Origin of the sequence: Streptomyces sp. NPDC060064 (genome assembly GCF_042736455.1) — a bacterium.
Taxonomy (GTDB): domain Bacteria; phylum Actinomycetota; class Actinomycetes; order Streptomycetales; family Streptomycetaceae; genus Streptomyces.
Genome location: NZ_JBHWWF010000026.1, coordinates 1 through 20,561 on the forward strand (window position 1 = coordinate 1; position 20,561 = coordinate 20,561).

The window sequence follows — 20,561 nt, forward strand, 5'->3', positions numbered from 1 at the left end:
CTGCGCCCCGGGCCGGCTTCCCGGCGGAAGGGTCGCAGGATCCGGGGCGTTCCCGGAAAGTGGCTATGCCGAGGCGGGCTGTCACCGGGTGCGCCTGCTCCCGTACAGTCCGTGGTGCCGGTGCGCCGTTACGGCCAAGCACAGCGGTTGACCAGGAGAAGAATCATGGACCCCGAAGCCAGTCTCGGCTCCCTTTCGCACGTTCCCGGAACGGGGCGGCCGGTCCCCGAAGCCGGGCCTGGACTCGTGCAGCGGTGGCGTTCGGGGGGAGGTGAACTGGTCGAGCTGCTGTCCCAGGTGCGCGAGCGGTTCGGCAGCATCGCCGTGTTCCGCCTCGGGCCGGCCCCCACCGTTCTCGTCACCGACCCGCAGGCGGTCCAGCACGTACTCGCCCGGCACCCGGAGCGGTACGTCAAGCGCTCCCACCGCGCCCGTCTGCTGATCGGCGACGGAGTCCTCGCCGCCACCGGTGCGGCGTGGAAGCGCCAACGCCGCGTGTTGCAGTCCCAGTTCACCGGTACCGGGATGCGCCGCTACGAACAGCGGATCACTGAGGCTGCCAGGACCACCGCCGGGCGCTGGGGCGGGTACGCCCGTACCGGGCAAACCCTCGATGTCGGGCGGGAGATGCGCCGCTTCGCCCTGGACGCCATCTGGCGCTCTCTTACCGGGCATCCCCTCGATGACGGGACCGAGCGCGAACTGGCCGCCGTGGCAGCCGTGGCAGCCGCCCTTCCGACGCTGCCCGCTGATGTCACCGACGCCCACGACGCCGTTGCCGCCGATCTCGCCCGGATCGACGCGGTCGCCCGGCGCGCCATCGAGGCCGCCCGCGGCGGGGCGGTCGGCCCCGACGGCCCGGGCCTGCTTCACGTCCTGATCGACGCCGCCAACGAGCGCCCCGGGTACACCGACCGGCTGATCCGCGACGAGCTGGTCACGTTGCTCGTGGCTGGGCACGAGACCACCGCCACCACCCTGACCTGGCTCTACCTGCTTCTCGACCGGTACCCCGCCGCCCGCGAACAAGCTCTCTCCGCCGGCGACGAAGGTTCGGCGCAACGCCGCCAGGCCATCCAGGCTCTGGTCCACGAGACGCTCCGGCTCTACCCGTCCGCCTGGATCCTGCCCCGCCACGCCACCGAGGACGACACCCTCGCCGGCTACACCGTCGAGGCGGGCACCGACATCCTGATCTGCCCGTACCTCACGCACCGCGATCCTGAGCTGTGGCCGAACCCAGAGCACTTCGACCCTCGGCGCTTCATCACCCCGGACGGCCGGCCTGCCCACCCAGGCGCCTACTTCCCCTTCGGCATCGGTCCCCGCGCCTGCCTCGGTCTGCAATTCGCGCTCCGCGAATCGACGGTCCTGCTCGAACACCTGCTGCCAGTCCACACCCTGGCCTTCTCCTCCAACCCCACGAAGGCGGCGTACGGCATCACCGTCCGCCCCGACGGCCCCACCCCAGCGACCTTGAAACCGCCACGCACCTGAAGTGGGCCATGAGGGGAACGGCACAGAGGAAGGGCAGCAGCACGATGAACCCGGAGGCGTCCTTGGGGCGGCTGACCGTTTTGATGGTGAGGTTGAGGTACTGCCTTGCCCAGGTCACGAGTTTGCCTGCGTAGGCGGAGTCTGCCCAGACGACGGTGATCTCGGGGTGCACGAGGCGGAGGCGGAAGAGGACTTCCTTGGCCGCGTCGCGGTCACTGAGCGAGGCGGGAGTGACCATGACCAGCAGTGGCAGGCCACGGGTGCCGACCACCAGGTGGCGCTTGCGTCCGTTGATCCTCTTGCCTGCGTCGTAGCCGCGGGAGTTCTTGCCGACAGTCTCGGCGGGTTTCACGCTCTGTGAGTCTTCTCTGAACGTGCGATTGCATACTCGTAAGCCAGCCGCTCTGGCTCACGGCAGGTGCTCACGCACCGCTATCCAGGCGAAAAGCCGTTCCTTGGTCGGTCCGGGCGGCAGGAAGTCGACCAGTCGGTCCAAGTGCGCCGTCAGGTTCTTGTGCCGCCGCAGTTCGCCGATCTGCTCAATCGGGAGGTCACGCCAGCCTGCGGATATCGTGCGGACCTGGCCGGGATCGAGGGTGAGTGCTGCAAGGGTGTCGGCAACGAGGGCCTCTGGGTCCCAGGCTGGCTCCGTATCGGGGCCAAGATGCTCAATGATCCATGTGCGCAGAGCGAACTCCTGTCGGGCCCTGCGGGCTTGGTCCCACGGGCCGTCGCCGGGCAGCCGTTCGTTGGCGCGCAAGTACAGCCTGGCCCAGCGGAGGCGGACGAGCCTCGGCTGGTGAGCCCGGTAGGCGCGGGATTGAGCGATGATCCGGACCCGCTCCAGCCCCTGTACTCGCTGACCGGCAGCGAAGGCTTCGAGATGTTCGATCGTCCAGGTGCTGAGATCTCGGATCGACCCGTTGTAGTCCGCGTCCGTGCTCAAGGTTCCTCGCTTCCGACGGTGGAAAACCAAGGTCGACGGTAGTGGCGTTCTGGGATCGGCGATCGATTTGGGCGAGCTTGTCGTTGGCCCCTGCGAGGCTGACCTTGAGACCTTCCACCTCTCCAAACCACCACTCGCAGTGGGCCTCTTCGATGCGGGCGATTGTCGCGGATCTCCACGAGGCGGTGGCATTGTTCGGGGTCCGGTCTCAGGAGGGAACATCGCAGGCAGGAGTGTTCATGGATGCACGGGGTGCTGAAGGCTCTTCCGCAGGTTCCCAGGGCGACCTTCCGTCGCTCGAAGTGACCGAGGAACTCCTCCCACTCCCATCGGTCGGCACTCTGCACTCTCCGGCGGGACGGAGGGCTCGACGGCGGGTGATGAAGGCCCGGTGGCCGTTGATGACCTCCTCGGGATAGACCGCTTTGTAGCCGACAGCACCGAGAAGTCAAAGCCCCGGTCCTCCAGGTCCAGCCCGAGGGCGTACTTGAAGTATCGAAAATGGAGATCGAAAACGTGCGTTCCGAACGGTGCCCGCGCCCGCTTTGGTGCCGACTCCGTGATGCCCGCAAGGGACTACGAACGCCTTCCGCAGCGCAGTCAAGCCCATCTGACCTGGTCACTCATCACTCTGATGACCCGGCGGGCCCGACCCGAACCGCGGCAGCCCAGAAGGCTGCCGGGCGGCGGTGAGATACCGGTGAAGGCTTCGCCACCGTCTCGAGTGGACGGCCGTACGCCCCTCCACAGATGGAGGAGTGAGCGGCACGCCGCAGCACGGAAACGATGCCTAACGCATAAATTGCGCCTAAAGACCCCAAAATATTCGAGGCGCATCGGTGAGCCGATTCGGATTGGTGTGCCCCGTCCATCCTCAGAAGGGCGAGTGCATGTCGAGATTCAGGGCTCTTGCCGGGGCGGCGATGATGGTCGCAGCCGTCCTCGGCGTTCCGGCCATCGCTCACGCCGACGACGCCGACCACGGCGATCGGGTCCGCTGCAACGAGCAGGCCCTCAAGGACGCGATCAAGAAAGCGAATGACGCCGGTGGCGGCACGCTGAGCCTCGCCCGTCGCTGCACGTACACCATCACGACGCCGGACAACGAGGGCAACGCTTTGCCGGTGATCACCAGCAAGATCACTGTCTACGGCAACGGAAGCACCATCAGGCGCAGCTCCACGACAGCATTCCGCATCTTCCAGGTCGGCGCCCCCGATGAGATCGGCTTTCCCCGACAAGGAGACCTGACCCTCCACGACGTCACCATCCGCAATGGCCGCTCAGTGAAAAGCAGTGCGGATAACCCGGGCAACGGCGGCGGCATTAGCGTGTTCGGCAGCAAGCTCACGCTCAACGGATGCAAGGTTGTCGACAACAGTACCGACGGCTTCGGCGGAGGCATCAACCACTATTCCTTGTTCAGCAAACAGGAGGACTCTTCGCTCACCATCCGGAACAGTGTCATCAGGGGCAACCACGCGCACGATGGTGGCGGAGTGTGGCACGTGGACGGCATCGCGACGTACTCACACAGCACCATCAGCGGCAACAGTGCCGATGGCCAGGGCGGCGGCCTCGTCGTGGGCGGCCCCAGCGTGGTCGTCAACGACACCAAGATCACCAGGAATCGCGCGGGTGTTGCGGCAGGCGGCTTGCTCATCACCGTAGCCGAGAACGAGGGCGCCTTCACCAGCGTGGACCTCAACGACACGACCGTCAGCGGCAACACGGCGGCCGTCTCGGCCGGCGGCATCTACCAGACCGGTGGCAGTGCAGCGAGGCTCAACCGGAGCCGTGTCCACGGCAATACCACCACCGGCGCCAACGGCGTAGCCGGCGGCATCTTCGTCGAACCGTTCAATCTCATGACTCTCCGGGACAGTTCGGTCGACAACAACTCCTCCCAGCGGGCCCCCGGCGGGATCTTGGGCGGGGACGACCGCGTGGACAGGGTGATCCTGATCTCCAGCCGTGTAGTACACAACCGCCCCACCAATTGCAGCCCCACACCACTACACGGGTGCGTCAACTGATCCAGCCCGACCACTCCCCGACCCGCCGCCGGCTCTGATCGGGAATCTCCGCCGATTCTGCCGGTGATGGTCCTTCGTGAACGCTCGCGAGGGACCATCACCGCCGACTACCCCCATCCGCACAGGCGCCCGGCATGCGGAGGCTGCCCGTTCCCCGGGGCGCCCGCCACAGCCCCTCCAGTGAAGTCCGGCAGAATCGGTCCTCCAACGCCTTGATCTCCTTGCCCACCAGGCGATCGGCCTTCCCCGGGTCGGCGGTTCCATGTCGTCGTTGCGGCAGCGGACCACCGCGGCCACCAGACCCTCACGCGACACCTCCGCTGGGCACAGCGACAGCGTATTGCCACGGTCACGCACCAGGTGGGGCAGATCCTCACGACGGGCCCGCTCCACCCCCCGCCACGGCCGGCGGTGCCCACGTGAACGACGATGACGACGGCCGCCACGCCCCCAGCACGAGCGGGATGAACAAAGCGGCCAACGCCCCAGTCTCATGTCCGCCTGACTCCCCCTCACACAAACACGCGAAGGCCCCCGGCACGACGTGTCGGGGGCCTTCGGATCCAGACAGCAAAAGACCCCGCCGAAGGGGGGCATCTGAGGCTGCACGACCGCTCCACCCCGCGCGTGCAGGCCGTACGCCAAAAACCCGAAGGATCCTCCGATGCCCTTGCTGTTCACGCTCATGCTCGCTGTGGTCGTCGTCATGGTGACCCTGCTCCTGGCCCTGACGCTCGGCGCGCTGGTTCGCTTGCGTCCCACGCTGTAACGACGATCATCGCCCTCATCGCCATGCTCGTCGCCGCCACGCGCTGATACTGCGACGGCCACAGGCCCCCGTACCGCCATGCCGGCGCTGCGGCGGCACACAGCGGCACGCCCGCCCAACAACAGCCCGGGCCCACTCGCCCGGACTCCACGCGAGCGGCCCCGGCACATCAGCGGATCAACCGAGGTCAGCGACCAGCGCAGCGGCAGCAACTAGTCAGGGGATCCCGTACTTACGGTTACCGGGATGTGATGAGGGCCCGCCTGCCGGATCGACGGCGAGAAAGCCGTTGCCTGACCCATCATCTTGCCCATTGCGGGCAGAACTCCACATGGATCTGTTCCCAGTTGTGCGCAGTCAGTTCGTCCCAGTCGTACATGCCTCGGCAAACGTGGTAGTTGCAGGCGCCGGGAATGTGATGTCTGGTCGCCGCATGGGGCGGCCCATCCTTCGTGGCGGCGAATATCTCCTTGGCTCCTTCCCGGAACGCCGCGGTGCCGCCGGTCAGGAGCAGCGTCTCGGCGTAGACGTGCTGGCGGAGCAGGAACTCGTTCGCCTCCTTCGGGTTGTCCGGGACGATGGAGTCAGACTCAAGGTCGGGCAGGTCTCGCTCCGGCACGCTCGCGGTGCGGAACTCCCGGGGAGCATTCCCCGCGTTGAGGCGCTCTCTGAGCCGCTTCCAGCGGGAAGGACGCAACTGCACTGCGCTGGGGGCCAGCACGAGGTCGAGTGGCTGCTCGTCTTCCCAGCCGATACCGGGCGCGGCCGGAGCAGTGCGCATCGGCAAGTAGACCAAAGATCGCGGCGATCGCGCTGCGAGCAGCCACAGGGTGCCAATGCGCCTGCCCTCCGTCCGGTCCACATACATGTCGTACGAGCCACGTGTCCTGTAAAGCGCCCCGTTCTTCAGTGGTCTGGCCGGCCGGATCACACGGTATTCCGTGCCTCCCAGCCGCACCCGCTGCACGACAATCTTCACCCGCAGGCTGTCCCGGGGCAGGGGCGCCCTTGACGCGGTCATGTTGATGTCTCCTGTCTGTCGATCCGGTCGGCGCCGTCGACGGGACGCGGATGGGAGATCGGCCAGTCCCGCTTCCAGGAGGACATCTTTCCGCCCCCGTCCTCTCCGGCTCGGACGGCGTGGGTGAAGGGATGGCCACCGTAGGGAATGAGAGCGTGTCTCGGTCGTCCAGCACACCGCCCCGCCAGTGGCGTTGATGTGCAGCTTCTGCCGGCTGGAGAGCAGACGGAGCCGGCCAGGCGCGCCAGTTCAACTCGCCGATCCGATCCGTATCCTTCAGGCCGCCAAAGCAGCTCAGGACGCTGCGTGCTCTCCCAGCCGAGGCCGGGGCCCGCGCACAGGAGTGGGCGCGCAGCACACCATACTGGCGAGCGCAGGGACAGGGACCAATGCTCAGAGGGGGGAACAGCGTGAGGAACGGGTCATGGCTCCGGGCTGCCGCTACGGTGGCCGTTGGCATCTTCATCGCCTGCGGATGCAGCACGGGCCAAGGCGATGCCCCGGCCGCCGGCGCGGCCGCCCGCCCGGCCTCGTCGCCGACATCCGCGATCAAGGTCCTGCGGCTCAAGCAGGTCGACGTGGCGCTCCCCGGGCCCGAGGACGTTCCGGATGGGTGGGTGGCAGCAGGAACCCCCAGGCGAGGCGGCACAGCCCAGGACGACGGACGTATCGCATACGGGACCTCCGGCTACCAGGCGCCCGACCTCGACGGAGCCGTCGGCTTCACCATCAGCTCCTACACCAGCACCGCCGACGCAATCGACCACTTCGCCTTCAGCAAGACCCAGTACAAAGGCGGCGTTGACCCCATCACCATGACCGGCGCCGATCAAGCCTTCGCCGCCCAGGGCTGCGTCATGGAAAACGCCTGCAGCGCCACCATCATCGCCCAGTCCGGTCCGGTAGTACTGTCCGTCAACATCAACACCAAAACCCACGACTACCGCGCCCCCGACCCACGAATCCTCAACTCCGCCGCCCGCATGCAGATCGAACGCGTCCGACAGACGCAACACGGCAAGCCCCCCACTGCCCAAGCCTCCTGAACGGACATACCCACGCATCGGGCCGCCAGCGGGCCGGTACGTGCAGCGGTCACCAGCCGCACAGGCAGCACGTGTGCACCTGCCCGCAGTCGCCGAACGGCGGGTTCGCTCGGCGGGGCGCGCCGGAGCTACCGTGTCACCGGGCAGCAGCCGCTCACCCTGACCGTGCGCCGGCTCGGGATCGGGCCGGCGCACACCGCGCGGGTGGCTGACCATCGGTCACGGGCGGCCCCGCTCAGACAGGGGCGTCGTGGGTTTTGGCCTCACCCTGGCTGAACCCCCAGAGTGCAGAACCCGTCCAGAGGACAGCGTTGCACGGGTACGGAGAGCTCAATGGGGTGAGACGCGCCCCAACGGGGCTGGTCGGCCAGACTCCTTCCGGACCGGGACGGGAAGACTTGCAAAGGCGGTGTCAGCGCACGCCACTAGAGTCCCGGAAATGACCACAAACCTCTTCGCGCCCCACGAACTGCCTCAACTAGCCGCGCTGCAAGGCCTGTTGGACGACCCCACGAAGCCGCCGTCCACATCCCGGGCATGGAGAGCCGTCCGTGAGCTGGCCGCCATGACCGGCCCAGCCACCGAAGCCGCCATCGTCCTGGTCGCCCGCTTCGCCGAGATCGCCGAGCCGCCGTCGGACAAGTTACTGCCACTGTGGCGGGACTCCCCGGATCGAGACGCCTTCGCCCGCCTGCTGTTGGCTCCCGCGTTCGCCCGCGAGAATCGCACCGAACTGGACCTCGGCCGGAAGCTCCCCCTGACGGGCATACGGCACCTGATGACACTGCGCACCCTCCGCGCGTACCGCCGCAAGGACATCACCGACCTCGGCGAACTCTCCGCGCTCATCGACCTCACAGACCTCAACCTCGACGGCTGCCGCAACGTCCGCGACCTCACCCCCCTTGCCAACCTCATCGAGCTGACCACCCTCAACCTGCAGCACGGCGCCGTCTGCGACCTCACACCACTCGCTGGACTCACCCGCCTGACCGCTCTCGACCTGAACCGCTGCCACGCGATCACCGACCTCACCCCACTCGTGCGGCTCACCCGCCTACGTAGCCTCGGCCTCGCCGAGACCCGCATCCGCGACCTCACCCATCTCGCGAGCCTCACGACCCTCACCGAACTGCTCACTTGACGGCATCGAAGGACTGCAGTCGCTCGAACAGGCCAACGTCAGCGGCAGTCCCCAGGTACGGGATCTGTCCGCGCTCGCCGAGCCGCCCATGCTGGACAGGCTGATCCTCACCGAACTCCCGCAGTTCACGGACACGTCCCTGCTCCCCCGCTCCGCCTCGCTGCGCCAACTCACCGTCCGGGACTTCGAGTACCTGGTCACGCTCGACGGGCTCGACCGGCTCGCCGGCCTCCCATCGCTGGAGATCCTGAGCGTGGAGGCCTGCCCGCAGCTGCGCACGCTCGGCACCGGTCACGGCCTCCCAACACTGCACAGTCTGTTCACCAGCCACTGCCCGGAGCTGGCCAACCTCGGCAGCATCGCCGACCTCCCCGTCCTCGCCGAACTGATGCTGGGAAACCACTCCCCCAACTTCAACCCCGACGGGCTACACAGCAGCGCCCCCTTCACAATGATCCGGACACACCACGACGAGGATCCCCGCTGGCAGGCCGCCATCTCACAGGCCCTCGGCAAGACACTGCGGACAGCCAACGGCCGACCCGAAGCCGTGAACGAACCACCCAACGCCTGCCTGTCAGAAAATCCAGCCTGAATTTCTTGACCAGCACCCGGCAGCTTCGGCATGGCTCTATCGGATAGCCGTGCTTCTTTGAGTGGCACCAGTTGGCACGCAGCCGGAAGCTGGGACAGCTGTTCTCCGCGTCTTCCAGCGTCAGTAGTGCCGGCAGTAGAGGCCGCCGCCAGTGCTGACGGCAGCCGCCGCGGGCCGAGCAACCCCCTGCAGGATCGCCAGAGGATCGTCGTCGGTCATGTCATTTTCGTCTGAACGCCTCAGCCCCTCGGTCCAACGAGCGGCGAGCTCATGGAGCCCTCCTCGGGCATCGCGCAGTCGTGAACGCCACCGTGGCGACGGGGTTAAGGGTCTGAACCCGGAGCAGACGGGGAAGCACGGGTCGGAGCAGGGACCTCCGGCTCGCCGACCGAGGCAACGTCTTGTGGTGGTGAGATGAATACAGCCCCGCTTCCGCCGATTCTGGTCGTTCTCCCCGACGGCCAGGAGCTCAACGGCCTCCTCCACGCACGGCTGCAGACGCAGCGGGCGTGGATGTACCAGGTCAGCCTGCCGACGTGGCAGGCGACGGCGGACGAATGGGTGGAACCCGCCCAGTACATGGTCTGGGTGCCCGCCGACTATGTCCGCCTGCTGGAAGGCATCGTCTACGACGACGTTCCGGCACAGGGGTTGGCGCCGCCCGTCGACGCGCCGACGCAGCGGCTGGAGCCGGTGCCCGCCGCCACCCCCGTCGTGGAGGCCGTGGAGGGCGCGGGAGCGTGGAGAATCGAGCGGCTCCCGCGTGAGCGTGGCCGGCCTGGATGGAACGTGGTACACGTCCATGACTGCGAACACGCGGATGACGGCGACATCCTCGACCTCGACCAAGCGCTGACTGTGGTCAGGCAGCCAGGCACGAGGGTGTGCACGAAGTGCGGCGCCGCCGAAACTCTCCCACCCCTGATGTAGCCGATGGTGCAGCCGAGGCCCAACTCCCGGCGCGCGCTCCCCGATGGGTCGAATTCTCCGGCGGTCGGCATGTCTCAGCCGCGCAATGCGGGGCACAAGGTCCTCACCTGATCGAGCGGAGAACCTCATGCTTGGCATCGCAGCAGCCGTGCTGTTTTTCATCGCGTTCCTCATCAACGCCGCGGACATCTCGACCAACGACGTCTTCACTTCCAGCGACATCATGCTGATCGGGCTGACACTGCTGGCCCTGCACGTCGCGGGAATAGGGAGCGGCTGGTCCGGCCGGAGCCGCAGACGCTGATCCGGCCCCGTACACCAAGGGGCCCACGTAGCAAAGGAGTTCGTCCGAGGCCCTTGATGACCAAGCCTTGTGCGCAGTCGGTCACTAACCTATACCTAGCGCCATGATCGTAAACGCGTGGCGGGTACGGGCCACGGTGGAGGAGTTCGACCTCCCTCGGGACGGAGTTCCTTTCGATGTACGGCTGCTGACGGCGAACCGGGCGGAGTGGCTGCGCGAGGTGGGCCTGGAGGCAGGGACGCCGTTCCTCGTCTCGCCGGTGTTCGAGTACGACGTCGTCCTGAACCGCTTCTTTCAGACGCCGGGGATGCGGATGCACGCGGTGAACACCCAGTTCGGCTACGCCCGGGACCTGGCGGCGTTCCTGACGTTCCTGTGGGTGTCGCGGCGCTGTAAGGGCTGGCGGGACGCGGCCGAGGAGGACCACCTCGCCTACCTGGCCTGGCGGCGCCGGGACGGCGACGGGCCGCGCATCGCCGGGTCGACGTGGAACCGCGAAGTGGCGGGGGTGGACGCCTTCTACCGGTGGGCGGTGCGTGCCGGGCACATGCCTGCTTCGAGGTAGGCCGCGGTGTCGATCACACGTGTGAGAGCACTGCGGACGATGCCCTCACGTTCGCCTTCAGCTACCTCATCAAGGTCACCGCCAAAGTCCGCTGCGGTGTCGTTGTCGAAGGGGCCGACGTCCCAAGTGCCCATGGTCTCTCCTGATCACGGTGTTGACCGGGGCATCCTGACAGAGGCCACTGACAGAAGCCGTGCAGTCCAGAGCGGGGTTTCAGCCGCATGTGACTGGTCGAGACAGATGTCACCTGGCCTCGATATCCGTCACCCGCGTCAGCTCGGCGGGCTGCCATCATGCTGAGCCGGGACACGACAGGTGGAACCTGGCCAGGCATGTGGGAACTACTGGCTAGAGATGTGTCGCAGTCCGGACAAGGTCGGCGACGGCTCTGGACCGGCTGTGCGATGGCCAGGCGATCACGGTGGTGACTGTCGGCGCGTCCAGCACGGGCACGGCCGCGAGGTCACCGTGCAGTTGAGCTCGGCACGACTCCGGTGAGACCGCGCAAGCACGGCCGAGCGCGACGAGCTGCAACAACTGCGCGTGGTCACGGACCTGCGGGCCGGGGCCGGGCGGGTAGGTGCCGTCGGGATCGGGCCAGCGTGGCAGGGGCAGGCCCGGCAGCCCGGTGATGTCGGCCATGTGCACATGGGCCCGGACGGTGAGCGGATGCCCGGCCGGCAGGACCGCAACCTGGCCCTCCGCGCTGAGCTCTTCGGTGTGGAACCCGGCCGTCGAGTCGAACGGCCGGTGCAGCAGCGCCACATCGGCCCGGCCCTCGCGCAGGAGTCGTGCCTGCTCGGCCGGGCCGCACAGGATGACCTCGACGGGGACCGCGCCGGGTTCGGCAGCGTACGCGTCGAGCAGTTTCGCCAGCAGTTCGCTGGACGCGCTGGCCTTCGTAACCAGGACCAGGCCGGGACGGCCGGTCACGGAAAGGGCGGCACGGCGGGTCCGTCGCTCCGCAGCGTCGACCGCCTCGAGGGCCGCCCGGCCCTCGACCAACAGCACCGAGCCGGCCTCGGTCAGCGTGACAGTGCGGCTGGTCCGATCAAACAACACTGCCCCGAGTCGGCGTTCGAGCTGCTGGATCGCCCGTGACAAAGGCGGCTGCGCGATCCCGAGCCGCTGCGCGGCACGCCCGAAGTGCAGCTCTTCAGCGACAGCGACGAAGTATCGCAGTTCCCGGGTCTCCATACGGCCACGCTACTTCAGATCCATACCCTGAAGGTATCGCTGCCCACCCAATCGGTGTTGGACCCCCGCCGGGGCCCGAGGGCAGCATGGTCCCTATGACTGAACGAACGATTGCGCTGGTCACCGGCGCGAACAAGGGAATCGGCTACGAGATCGCCGCGGGCCTGGGAGCCCTCGGCTGGAGCGTCGGCGTCGGCGCCCGCGACGATCAGCGCCGTAAGGCCGCGGTGGAGAGACTGCGCGCGGCCGGCGTCGACGCGTTCGGCGTACCGCTGGACGTGACCGACGACGCGAGCGCGACCGCCGCCGCACGGCTGATCGAGGCACAGGCTGGGCGCCTCGACGTGCTCGTCAACAACGCAGGCATCGCCGGCGGCATGCCGCAGGAGCCCACCCAAGTCGATCCCGCCACCATCCGGACGGTCGTGGAGACCAACGTGATCGGCGTCATCCGCGTCACCAACGCGATGATGCCGCTGCTGCACCGCTCCGCCTCACCGCGGATCGTGAACATGTCCAGCAGTGTCGGCTCTCTCACCCGGCAGTCAGGAACCGCTGCTGAGCAGACGACGGGTCCGGTGGCCGTGGCGTACGCGCCGTCGAAAACGTTCCTGAACGCTGTCACCCTCCAGTACGCCCGGGAGCTGAACGGCACGAACATCCTGATCAACGCTGGCTGCCCTGGCTACGTCGCGACCGACCTCAACGGCTTCCGCGGCGTGCGTACCCCCGAACAGGGCGCGGCGATCGCCATCAAACTCGCGACCCTGCCCGACGACGGCCCGACCGGCAAGTTCTTCGAAGACGCCGGCGTAGTGCCCTGGTGATGTGCACGGCAGTCATCAGCCGCCGGATGAGGCGGCTTCGCCCGCGCGTCTCGAACAGGTCTATCGATACTGGTTCCCGCATGAATGGCAATTCACCGCAGGTTCCAAGAAGCCTGGCCGTTTGGTTCCAACCAGCGTGTCCCGCGAGGCTCGAACCGCCAGGTCACCACACCCATACGGTTCCAACTACTGAACTTGAATGGGTGATGTCGGGGACGGGGAGTCTGGTGGCACCCCGAGCCGCTCCACCTGTGGCTGGCTCGGCAAGATGGGCGTATGACCGAGAGCGAAGCGGATCTGCTGGCGTTGCTGCGCGGGCTTGATGATCCGGGGTGGCTGGAGTGGCCGCAGCACTACGACCGTGGCGAGACCGCAGCCCGCTTCGGTGGTCTGCTGACCGACTCGAAGGCGACTTCGCAGCTCTCTGCACGGATGAGCAGGACACTCAGGACTCCAGCGAGTACGGACGCGTCGTCGTGCCGGCTGACGCGACCGTATGCGGAACCCGGATCGTCGTCTGCGTGAGCAAGTTTGGGTCACTAGCGCTGGTCTGCGCGGACAACCCGGGCGCCTTCCTCGGAACGGAGGAAGCTCATACCGAGGGAGAGCTGGACGGCGCTGACCTTGCCAAGGTCAACCGGGCGTTGGTCGAGCTCGGCTATGTAGTGGTTGCCGAGGAACTACTGGAGAGCGACTACGACGGGCCGAGCCGACTGCCCTCGCATGTTCAGCGGCCCACCTGGTGGGCTCGCTTCTTCGGCTTCTTCTGACGCTCACGCCGACAGGGACAGGCCCGTGCCCGCCAGGCAGCCGTCGATGACCTCCGGCCGGTACTGGAGCATCTTGAGCTTGCGCTTCACGGCTCGGGTGATCTGGCCGAGGTCGGCGGCGGCGAGGTTGCCGATGTCGCGCTTGACCAGCGATCAGATGCCCTCTTGCGGGTTGAGGTCCGGGGCGCGTCGGCAACTGGAACACGGTGAGCCAGTCAGCGTTGGCCTCGAAGAACTCCCGCAGCGGCGCGACCAGGTGCATGCGCAGGTTGTCCCACACCAGCACGATGGGCCCGCCGAGCTGTGTACGGGCGCGGAGGACCAGGTCGCGGTAGTCCTTCCAGCCGAAGCCCTTGGGTTGGTCCCTGCGGCCCCGGCACTCGCGAATCGCGTAGATCAGACGGGACCGCTCACCAGGCTTGTAGCAGGTCATGCCCGCCATCGACACGCGGCCCGAGCCCCGTCCGCGCACACGAACGACTGGGGTACTGCCCTTACGGCCCCAGGTCCTGGCACGCGGCGGCGTCATCGACTGGCCGGCTTCGTCCTCGAAGACCACCCAGCCGCTGTTCGCCGCCGCGGTGCTCTTACCCGCGCCCACACCTCTCGCTTCCACAGCTCAACCGCATCGTCGTCACGCTCGATCGCACGCCGGGCTGGTTGCTGCCAGCTCCAGCCGTGACGCTTCAGCAACCGCCAGGTGCCCTCGACCGTGTAGGACACATGGAACAGTCGACCGATCAGTGTCCTCACCCGGGTCAGGGTCCACCGCTGATCAGCCCACCCGTTTGCCAGTGGGCCACGCTCCAACTCCCGCTCCAGCCTGGCCATCTGCACATCAGACAGTCGGGGCCGACCAGGCGATCCTTTGGATGCCACCCCAGCCAGGCCTTCATCGCGCCACTGGCGTCGCCAGCGTTCCACCGACCGCTCCGAAACCCGCAACGCGGCAGCGATATCCCGGTTCCCCTCCCCGCCCTCGAACCGAGCCACGGCTTCGTGCCGAATACGCTCCCGCGCGGCCCTCTCGGCGTCGGTCAAGCCACCACCCTGCGCGTATCTCACCGCAACAGGACTACCGAAGCCGCCCCCACGCCGTCCGGAGAACGGCCCGACATCACCCGATCAAGTTCAGTAGCGCGTCCCGGCACACATGCTCAGATGGCCCACGACATAGTGTTCTTCCTCGCCGCCGACGACGCGACCGCTGCTGCGACGCGCCTGCGGGGACCTGGTGAGGCCTTTGAGTCAGTGACCTGCCGTTTCATTGAGCCGGACAGTGCCATCGCCGAATGGGACATGTACTTCGAGGAGCCTTCGGCCGAGGCCCCGCCGGTTGAGCAGCTCCTTGGGTGGGCGTGGCCGGAGTGGGTCACTGCCCCCTTGAACGACGGCGTTGAGTTGGTCGCTCTGCCGCAGCGGCCGACCCGGGCGCTGGACAACGCGACCTCCGCCGAGCTGGAAGAGCTTGCAGGCCGCTGGACCACGCGGGTCCGGTCTGAGGACGGGGACGACATGACCGACGATGATCTACTGGAGGTCCTGCAGGGAGTTGCCCGGCTTGCAGCGTCTGCGGTGGACACGGGTGGCGGCCTCTACAGCTGGAGCTCCTGACCATTCCCCTGCGAGGGACGCTCGTTTTTGAGGCCGCTGCATGCCAAGAGCTCGGTCCCGGTGGAGTCGAAGTACAGGGTGAAGAACCAAGATCGGTCTGCTGCGACGATGTTGCCGGTACGCAATTGCTCGTCGCGGTGCCGAGCGCGGAGGATCTCAACGGTCTCGTCGAGGCCGAGGGTCGTCAGGCCGATCTTCAACGACCGCTTCAGCCTTGTCGCAGCGATGCCGACGACCATCCACTGTGGCGGCTGTCCGTCGTAGAGCACTACCTCGCCGCCGGCGGCGATGGCGTCGCGTGCTGCCTTGCAGGCACTGGTTTGCTCTTTGAGCATCACGGTGATGTCGGGCGGACTTGGGCTCTCTCCTCGGTGGCCATGTGGCGACTGTAGAGACCGAATGCAGGCGTTGCTACAGGATTCGGCGTGACCTGCGCAGGGCTCAGGGACAGAGGCGGTCGTGATAGGTAGAACTGCGGACCGGCAACATGGTGGTCAATCGGTCAACACGAAACCCTGGCTGCAAAATGCCCTCTACTCCCTGAACCTCCCTCCAGGATTCCAGCCATTCCTGGGCGACGGCCGGGTCCGTTGTCATCGGACACACAGAAGCGCGCGGAAGCCGTCGGCCTCCAGACTTTGGTGTGTCTCATGAGGCACCGGGCCGTTGACATCGGTGATGACTGGCGCGTGTCTCAGCCCTGGGTAGTCCGGAGTGGGGCGGTGTCCTGCGCAGTCCAGGACTGGACCGGAAGATCCGGATTGCGACGCCTCTTGAAACGTGCATCGATACCCGCGCGGCAGCGCACAGCAGTGCAAGGCACAGTGACCTCATGAGCGAACGAGGGCTGGACCACGACGGAACGATCGCACGCGAAGGCGCACTGGACCGAGTGCCAGCAGCATTCACCCCCGTCGTCGAGGCCGCCCGCACTCATATCACCGAGACGTTCGACAGCACGCGGCTGCACAGCGCCTACATCTACGGCAGCATCCCGCGCGGCACCTCCACACCCGGAGTCTCCGACCTCGACCTCCAGCTCGCCCTCCACCACGAGCCCTCCGAAGCCGACCGCGATGACGCCAAAGCGATCGAGGCCGCACTCGACCGCTCATTCCCCCAGATTGATGGCGTCGGCATCCTGCTCACCAGCACGCGCGCTCTGCTGAGCGACCTCGAACGCCACGATGGCGGGTTCTTCATCGCCTGCCTGTGCACCCCGCTGCTCGGTGCCGACCTCGCTAAACGACTGCCCCGTTACCGCCCTACAGCCCTGCTCGCCCGCGAAACGAACGGCGACCTCGCCCTCGCGCTGCAACGCTGGCACACCCGAGGCGCCGAAGCCGCCACGGTTGCCGACCACCAGACTCTCAGCCGCGTCGTAGCCCGCCGCATCGTGCGCACAGGATTCACTCTGATCATGCCCCGCTGGGGCGGCTGGACCAGCGACCTCAACGAGTCCGCCGAACTCTTCCGCCGCTACTACCCTGAGCGCGTTGACCAGATGCGCATCGCCGCGGCCACCGGCCGCACCCCCTCGGCCGATACGGCAGTACTCAGCATGCTCATCGACGACCTGGGCCCCTGGCTCGCCGCCGAATACACAGTCGTGCACGGCGAGAAAACACCCCGCCCCTGAAACGGCACCTTTCCCCTGGAATTCGCAAGGTGACTCTGCACAGAATCCGCGAAGGCCGAGATCCCATCCTGCGAGCTGGCCACCGGCTCAGGGTGCCGCTCAGGTGCCCGATGCTCATCCATAGGACCGAACACGTACGAAACGGGCGGTCTCGTGGCGTCCGGCTGCCTGGCGCAGTTCGACGAGGAGAAGGTCGGTGAGCATCCGTACGGGCCCATGGTCCGGGTGGTCCGTCAGCTCTCCCAGGCGACCGTGTACCAGCTCGCCGACCTGTCGTGACTGCGTTGCGGTCAAGCGCGGCGAGATCTTCACGGTCCGATCATCGGGAAGCTGCACGAGAAGTGCCTGTGGCCGATCCACCGGGTCGAAAATGCCGAGTAGCGCGGTGTCCCGCGTATCGGAATTCCGGATCTTCCTCAAGGCCCAGGTTCCTCCTGCCCGGTAGGGCGAGCTCAGCGTTTTCGCCACGATGAGGGGCAGTTCCGGAGATTCACCCGAATGAGACATCTTCAGGTGTCTGGAAAACCGTGGTACTTGGGGTCGAACACCGTTCCGGCAGGCAGCGCCGCGGGGCCGGGGAGCTGCGCGACGGCCTGGGCCAGCATCGGCGCCAGCGGAGGGGTGATGTGCGAGAGCCTCACGCCCTGCGGCGCTTGTGCCCGCTCGCTTTCTTGGCCGGGGCCTTCTTCGCCGGGGTCTTCTTGGCCTCGGCGGTGGTCATCTTCGCAGCGCGCTTCTTGGGGATGTCGTGCACGGTGGCGTCCTCGCCGGTCTCGCCGCGGGATTCCTTCGCGGCCTGGACGGAGGCGTTGAGCGCAGCCATCAGATCGACGACCTCACCGGTCGGCGGCTGTTCTCCTTCGGCCGTCGGTGGTGCTTTCCCGTCGGCCTTGGCCCCTGAGCAGTCCCAGCCGTTCGCGGCCGCGCAGCGCGTACTTCGCGACGGCCACTTTGGAGCTGCGTTCCATAGCTTGCCACAGCAGCTTGTACGGCTTGGCGGCGACCTGGCCGTCCGCCTCCAGATAGTAGGAGGCGCCGATCCGCACCGGGTCGATGCTCTCCGCAGGGACGAACGCTGCGATCTCGACAGCCTTCGCGGTGGGCAGCGGCATGTTCTCCAGGTCCTCGTCGCTGGTAGCGACGATGGTGTCCTTTGTCGACCTCGTACCCGCGGGTGATCTCATGATCGGCGAGCTGCTTGCCGTCCAGCTCGCACACCTTCCGATACCGGATGCGGCCCATGTCCTCGAGATGGATCTGCCGGAAACTGATCGAGTGGTCCCCAGCCGCGTTAATGATCTTGATAGGGATGGTGACCAGGTCGAAGCGGATGGCGCCGGACCAGATGGGGCGGGGCATGACCAACCTCCGTGACAGCCCCGAGACCGTCAGCCTACGACGACATCCACCGGTCGGTATGAGACTGCCGGCCCAGCCTCGATCGCTGCGGATCTGCGAGGATCTCGGGTACAGCCAGGCGCGCGAGTCGGCCCGCCCCCCGGGGGGCGGGCCTCATACTGCGGCCTGTTCCGCTCGCCGCACCGCCTTGGTGAGTTGCATACGTGTGAGCCTTTGCACGACGACGACGGCCAGCAGCGCGGCGCCGATGTCGGTAAGGCAGCCGACGATGAAGGCGTCAGCGCCAGCGAGGAACTCGTCGGCCGTCTGGGCCATGTCGTATTGAGCGCCCGCAATGCCGTTGACCAGATTCGCGACGAGCCATGCGATCCACCAGACGTTGATGATGGTGTGTGGCTCCTGCTTCCCCATGCCGTACGGGTCTTGGCGGCTGGCCGCCCAGATGTCGGCTGCGATCGCGCGCGGGAGGTAGAGATTCCCGATCGGGACGAACCAGCCGCCGATCGCCCAGCCCCGCCCGCGGCGCTGGAGATCCGGCGCGAACACATCGGCGTTGGCCCGCACCCGGTGGAACCAGATGATGAAGACAACGGCAGTCGCGAACTGCGCGACCCCTTGGACGACGCCGGCGGCATCCGTCACCGAGAGGGCCTGCTCCAGGTCCGTCACCGAATAAGCCGTGCCCATCAGGTTCCGCAGGCCGGCCGCGGCGAACAGGGAGAAGACGTCGGCCGCGACGACGATGCAGAGCAGTGCGACCACGGCGTAGGAGAGCCCTACAGGCGAGCGCAGGACACCCGGCCGACGCTCCGCGGGCCGTCCCGGCAAGGTGAGGTCCACCAGCGGGACGGCCGGGCAGCCGTCGCACAGGCCGTCACCGGTCGTGGCTGTGTTCTTCCGACAGTTCGAGCAGAGCATGGCTGAGCAGACCCCCCACGGGCGCGATGACGCCCCTCCCCCAGAGGCGTCGTGGAACCGGGACCGCACGCCGTGCGACCGCTCACGGACGATATGCCTCCTGCCCGGCCGCCGTCCAGCACGAATCCGCAGCTCAGCCCAGCGAGCGGCCGGTGCCTGGAAGGACTGCCATGCCGGCCCTGGGGGGCGGGTCCCCAGGCTTACACGCTTGTCCTCAGGATGGAGGGGAGGGCATCCAGACGGGTGCTGTCAGAGGGCAGGGGCACACTGGCCCCATGAACGTCTCCGACGATGCTCATCCCCCCATCTGCCCCGCGCTGCCCGGGCTGAAGTGGGTCGAGTCCATGGGGGTCCGCTCATCGTGATTCCGGTGTCGGCAGTTCAGGAGTGGGGCGGCTGCACAGAGGCCGGAATGATCGTCGGCGGGACGGATGATCCCGACGACTATGACCGAGCCTGCGCGGTCGAAGACCTCACCGCGGTGATCGCCGTGGATACACACGGCACTCGAGCACTGGTCATGAGCGATGAGCCGGCCACAAGCTGCCTTCTGCCGGGACGCAATGTCTTCCTGCGCTGGCTCGCCGCCGACTCCGAGGCCAGGCTTCTCGCCGCCGCCGAGGCGATGCTCGATGCCCCGGGCACCGCGTGGGAAGACAGTGGGGTGTGGGAAACGGACGGTCCGGCGGTGCTGATGGATTCCGCCGAGGCCGGAGCCGATCTCGCAACGCCGTACCCCGACAGTTCCCGCCTGCCGGAGCAGACCCTGGTCGCCGTACCAGCAGACCGGTGGAGAGTCTGTGCGTTCCAAACGACTGACGACCCTCCCTGGGTTGGTGTCGTTCAGCTGATCGCGGAGTAGGGCCCCGCGCCGCGCTGTCCCCAGCCGACCGCATGACGCGGTCGGCGGCGACCTCGAGTCCCCGGGCGGCGCCTCTGTAGCCCTCTCGCCGCCGACCGCGGCCACACCGCACTCGCAGGCCAGCCACCCATCAGCCGCGTGAGCAACGCTGTAGGTCAATACACCTAGCCGCTGGCCTGGGCCAGTGCTTCGATGAGGCGTTGGCGGACGATGTCCAATGCGGCGATCCTCTCCTCCACGTCCGTGAGCCTCCGAGCGATGACCCGCGCGCTCGCGGGACAGATGGGACCGTCGGCGATGTCTTGATCGAGACAGGGCAGGAAGGCGCGGACGTCATTGGCGGTGAGGCCGAGCGAGAGGAGCAGCCTGATGTTGCCCACCTGGGCGACCTTCGACTCGTCATACTCCCGGTATCCGTTCGGCGCTCGCCGGGGGTGGAGCAGGCCCTGCTGCTCGTAGTACCGCAGTGCCCGGGTGGTAGTGCCGACCTCGTTCGCAAGTTCTCCGATGAGCATCGCTCTA

General features: G+C 67.2%; 26 protein-coding genes and 3 pseudogenes. 15 read left to right on the forward strand and 14 right to left on the reverse strand.

What is annotated here, in order from left to right; translation table 11 throughout:
• The first annotated feature begins 165 nt into the window (after positions 1–165).
• A complete protein-coding gene (locus tag ACFWDI_RS27520; RefSeq protein WP_385307748.1) occupies positions 166–1,497 on the forward strand; it encodes a cytochrome P450 in 1,332 nt (443 codons plus the stop codon).
• Here ACFWDI_RS27520 and ACFWDI_RS27525 read toward each other — a convergent pair.
• Positions 1,463–1,861: pseudogene (locus ACFWDI_RS27525) on the reverse strand (transposase); the annotation flags it as partial. The gene ACFWDI_RS27520 and the pseudogene ACFWDI_RS27525 sit on opposite strands and share 35 nt — an antisense overlap.
• A gap of 45 nt (positions 1,862–1,906) precedes the next feature.
• The gene (locus ACFWDI_RS27530; protein ID WP_385307750.1) at positions 1,907–2,443 is read right to left on the reverse strand and encodes a hypothetical protein; all 537 of its coding nucleotides are present in this window, start codon (positions 2,441–2,443) and stop codon (positions 1,907–1,909) included.
• Positions 2,444–3,333: 890 nt separating this feature from the next.
• On the opposite strand from ACFWDI_RS27530, the gene ACFWDI_RS27535 reads away from it, so the two are divergent.
• Positions 3,334–4,479: a hypothetical protein gene (locus ACFWDI_RS27535; protein ID WP_385307752.1), complete on the forward strand. Its 1,146-nt coding sequence runs from the start codon at positions 3,334–3,336 to the stop codon at positions 4,477–4,479.
• 1,070 nt (positions 4,480–5,549) lie between these two features.
• Here ACFWDI_RS27535 and ACFWDI_RS27540 read toward each other — a convergent pair.
• The gene (locus ACFWDI_RS27540) at positions 5,550–6,269 is read right to left on the reverse strand and encodes a hypothetical protein (protein WP_385307754.1); all 720 of its coding nucleotides are present in this window, start codon (positions 6,267–6,269) and stop codon (positions 5,550–5,552) included.
• Positions 6,270–6,715: 446 nt separating this feature from the next.
• Between ACFWDI_RS27540 and ACFWDI_RS27545 the strand changes: the two genes are divergently transcribed.
• From ACFWDI_RS27545 to ACFWDI_RS27570, 6 genes are all read left to right on the forward strand, one after another.
• Complete coding sequence (locus ACFWDI_RS27545; RefSeq protein ID WP_385307755.1) at positions 6,716–7,315, forward strand: hypothetical protein; 600 nt, start codon at positions 6,716–6,718, stop codon at positions 7,313–7,315.
• Between the two features lie 439 nt (positions 7,316–7,754).
• Positions 7,755–8,459, forward strand: a complete 705-nt coding sequence (locus ACFWDI_RS27550) for a hypothetical protein (protein WP_385307757.1) — start codon at positions 7,755–7,757, stop codon at positions 8,457–8,459.
• Positions 8,460–8,547: 88 nt separating this feature from the next.
• Positions 8,548–9,054 carry a hypothetical protein gene (locus tag ACFWDI_RS27555; protein ID WP_385307759.1) on the forward strand — a complete coding sequence of 169 codons (507 nt, stop codon included), beginning with the start codon at positions 8,548–8,550 and terminating at the stop codon, positions 9,052–9,054.
• Positions 9,055–9,468: 414 nt separating this feature from the next.
• Positions 9,469–9,984, forward strand: a complete 516-nt coding sequence (locus tag ACFWDI_RS27560; RefSeq protein ID WP_385307760.1) for a DUF6233 domain-containing protein — start codon at positions 9,469–9,471, stop codon at positions 9,982–9,984.
• Between the two features lie 127 nt (positions 9,985–10,111).
• Entirely contained in the window at positions 10,112–10,288 is a 177-nt protein-coding gene (locus ACFWDI_RS27565) for a hypothetical protein (RefSeq protein WP_385307762.1), read from the forward strand.
• 103 nt (positions 10,289–10,391) lie between these two features.
• Complete coding sequence (locus ACFWDI_RS27570; protein ID WP_385307764.1) at positions 10,392–10,853, forward strand: site-specific integrase; 462 nt, start codon at positions 10,392–10,394, stop codon at positions 10,851–10,853.
• Here ACFWDI_RS27570 and ACFWDI_RS27575 read toward each other — a convergent pair.
• Both ACFWDI_RS27575 and ACFWDI_RS27580 read right to left on the reverse strand, forming a co-directional pair.
• Positions 10,808–10,987: a DUF4259 domain-containing protein gene (locus ACFWDI_RS27575; protein WP_385307766.1), complete on the reverse strand. Its 180-nt coding sequence runs from the start codon at positions 10,985–10,987 to the stop codon at positions 10,808–10,810. The genes ACFWDI_RS27570 and ACFWDI_RS27575 overlap by 46 nt on opposite strands.
• A 214-nt stretch (positions 10,988–11,201) precedes the next feature.
• Positions 11,202–12,050 (reverse strand): LysR family transcriptional regulator, encoded by an 849-nt coding sequence (locus ACFWDI_RS27580; protein WP_385307768.1) that lies wholly within the window; start codon positions 12,048–12,050, stop codon positions 11,202–11,204.
• A 95-nt stretch (positions 12,051–12,145) separates the two neighbouring features.
• Here ACFWDI_RS27580 and ACFWDI_RS27585 point away from each other — a divergent pair, with 95 nt between their 5' ends.
• The 3 genes from ACFWDI_RS27585 (at position 12,146) to ACFWDI_RS27595 (ending at position 13,647) form a co-directional block, all read left to right on the forward strand.
• Positions 12,146–12,877 (forward strand): SDR family oxidoreductase, encoded by a 732-nt coding sequence (locus ACFWDI_RS27585; RefSeq protein WP_385307770.1) that lies wholly within the window; start codon positions 12,146–12,148, stop codon positions 12,875–12,877.
• A 276-nt stretch (positions 12,878–13,153) separates the two neighbouring features.
• The gene (locus tag ACFWDI_RS27590) at positions 13,154–13,402 is read left to right on the forward strand and encodes a hypothetical protein (protein WP_385307772.1); all 249 of its coding nucleotides are present in this window, start codon (positions 13,154–13,156) and stop codon (positions 13,400–13,402) included.
• Positions 13,399–13,647, forward strand: a complete 249-nt coding sequence (locus ACFWDI_RS27595; protein ID WP_385307939.1) for a hypothetical protein — start codon at positions 13,399–13,401, stop codon at positions 13,645–13,647. Before ACFWDI_RS27590 ends, ACFWDI_RS27595 begins: the two co-directional genes overlap by 4 nt.
• Positions 13,648–13,894: 247 nt before the next feature.
• Here the strand turns inward: ACFWDI_RS27595 and ACFWDI_RS27600 are convergent.
• Together ACFWDI_RS27600 and ACFWDI_RS27605 are read right to left on the reverse strand one after the other, a co-directional pair.
• A pseudogene (locus tag ACFWDI_RS27600) lies at positions 13,895–14,176 on the reverse strand (DDE endonuclease); the annotation flags it as partial.
• Positions 14,173–14,712 carry a winged helix-turn-helix domain-containing protein gene (locus ACFWDI_RS27605; RefSeq protein WP_385307774.1) on the reverse strand — a complete coding sequence of 180 codons (540 nt, stop codon included), beginning with the start codon at positions 14,710–14,712 and terminating at the stop codon, positions 14,173–14,175. The gene ACFWDI_RS27605 and the pseudogene ACFWDI_RS27600, both read right to left, overlap by 4 nt.
• A 96-nt stretch (positions 14,713–14,808) precedes the next feature.
• On the opposite strand from ACFWDI_RS27605, the gene ACFWDI_RS27610 reads away from it, so the two are divergent.
• Positions 14,809–15,261 (forward strand): hypothetical protein, encoded by a 453-nt coding sequence (locus ACFWDI_RS27610; protein WP_385307776.1) that lies wholly within the window; start codon positions 14,809–14,811, stop codon positions 15,259–15,261.
• On the opposite strand, the gene ACFWDI_RS27615 is transcribed toward ACFWDI_RS27610, so the two are convergent.
• Positions 15,243–15,596 carry a hypothetical protein gene (locus ACFWDI_RS27615; RefSeq protein ID WP_385307923.1) on the reverse strand — a complete coding sequence of 118 codons (354 nt, stop codon included), beginning with the start codon at positions 15,594–15,596 and terminating at the stop codon, positions 15,243–15,245. The genes ACFWDI_RS27610 and ACFWDI_RS27615 overlap by 19 nt on opposite strands.
• 497 nt (positions 15,597–16,093) lie before the next feature.
• Between ACFWDI_RS27615 and ACFWDI_RS27620 the strand changes: the two genes are divergently transcribed.
• Both ACFWDI_RS27620 and ACFWDI_RS27625 read left to right on the forward strand, forming a co-directional pair.
• The gene (locus ACFWDI_RS27620; RefSeq protein ID WP_385307778.1) at positions 16,094–16,900 is read left to right on the forward strand and encodes a nucleotidyltransferase; all 807 of its coding nucleotides are present in this window, start codon (positions 16,094–16,096) and stop codon (positions 16,898–16,900) included.
• 153 nt (positions 16,901–17,053) lie between these two features.
• Positions 17,054–17,179, forward strand: a complete 126-nt coding sequence (locus tag ACFWDI_RS27625) for a hypothetical protein (protein WP_385307780.1) — start codon at positions 17,054–17,056, stop codon at positions 17,177–17,179.
• A gap of 230 nt (positions 17,180–17,409) precedes the next feature.
• Here ACFWDI_RS27625 and ACFWDI_RS27630 read toward each other — a convergent pair whose 3' ends face one another.
• From ACFWDI_RS27630 to ACFWDI_RS27650, 5 genes and pseudogenes are all read right to left on the reverse strand, one after another.
• Entirely contained in the window at positions 17,410–17,541 is a 132-nt protein-coding gene (locus ACFWDI_RS27630; protein ID WP_385307782.1) for a hypothetical protein, read from the reverse strand.
• Positions 17,538–17,723 (reverse strand): hypothetical protein, encoded by a 186-nt coding sequence (locus tag ACFWDI_RS27635; protein ID WP_385307784.1) that lies wholly within the window; start codon positions 17,721–17,723, stop codon positions 17,538–17,540. The genes ACFWDI_RS27630 and ACFWDI_RS27635 overlap by 4 nt, the downstream gene beginning before the upstream one ends.
• Before the next feature lie 13 nt (positions 17,724–17,736).
• On the reverse strand, positions 17,737–18,084 hold the full coding sequence (locus ACFWDI_RS27640; RefSeq protein ID WP_385307786.1) for a Ku protein: 348 nt from the start codon (positions 18,082–18,084) through the stop codon (positions 17,737–17,739).
• 28 nt (positions 18,085–18,112) lie between these two features.
• Positions 18,113–18,259, reverse strand: a pseudogene (locus ACFWDI_RS27645) (Ku protein); the annotation flags it as partial.
• Between the two features lie 153 nt (positions 18,260–18,412).
• Positions 18,413–19,021 (reverse strand): DUF4328 domain-containing protein, encoded by a 609-nt coding sequence (locus tag ACFWDI_RS27650; protein ID WP_385307788.1) that lies wholly within the window; start codon positions 19,019–19,021, stop codon positions 18,413–18,415.
• A gap of 526 nt (positions 19,022–19,547) precedes the next feature.
• Here ACFWDI_RS27650 and ACFWDI_RS27655 point away from each other — a divergent pair.
• Complete coding sequence (locus ACFWDI_RS27655) at positions 19,548–20,039, forward strand: Imm21 family immunity protein (protein ID WP_385307790.1); 492 nt, start codon at positions 19,548–19,550, stop codon at positions 20,037–20,039.
• A 164-nt stretch (positions 20,040–20,203) separates the two neighbouring features.
• Here ACFWDI_RS27655 and ACFWDI_RS27660 read toward each other — a convergent pair whose 3' ends face one another.
• Complete coding sequence (locus ACFWDI_RS27660; protein ID WP_385307792.1) at positions 20,204–20,554, reverse strand: MerR family transcriptional regulator; 351 nt, start codon at positions 20,552–20,554, stop codon at positions 20,204–20,206.
• Positions 20,555–20,561 lie beyond the last annotated feature (7 nt).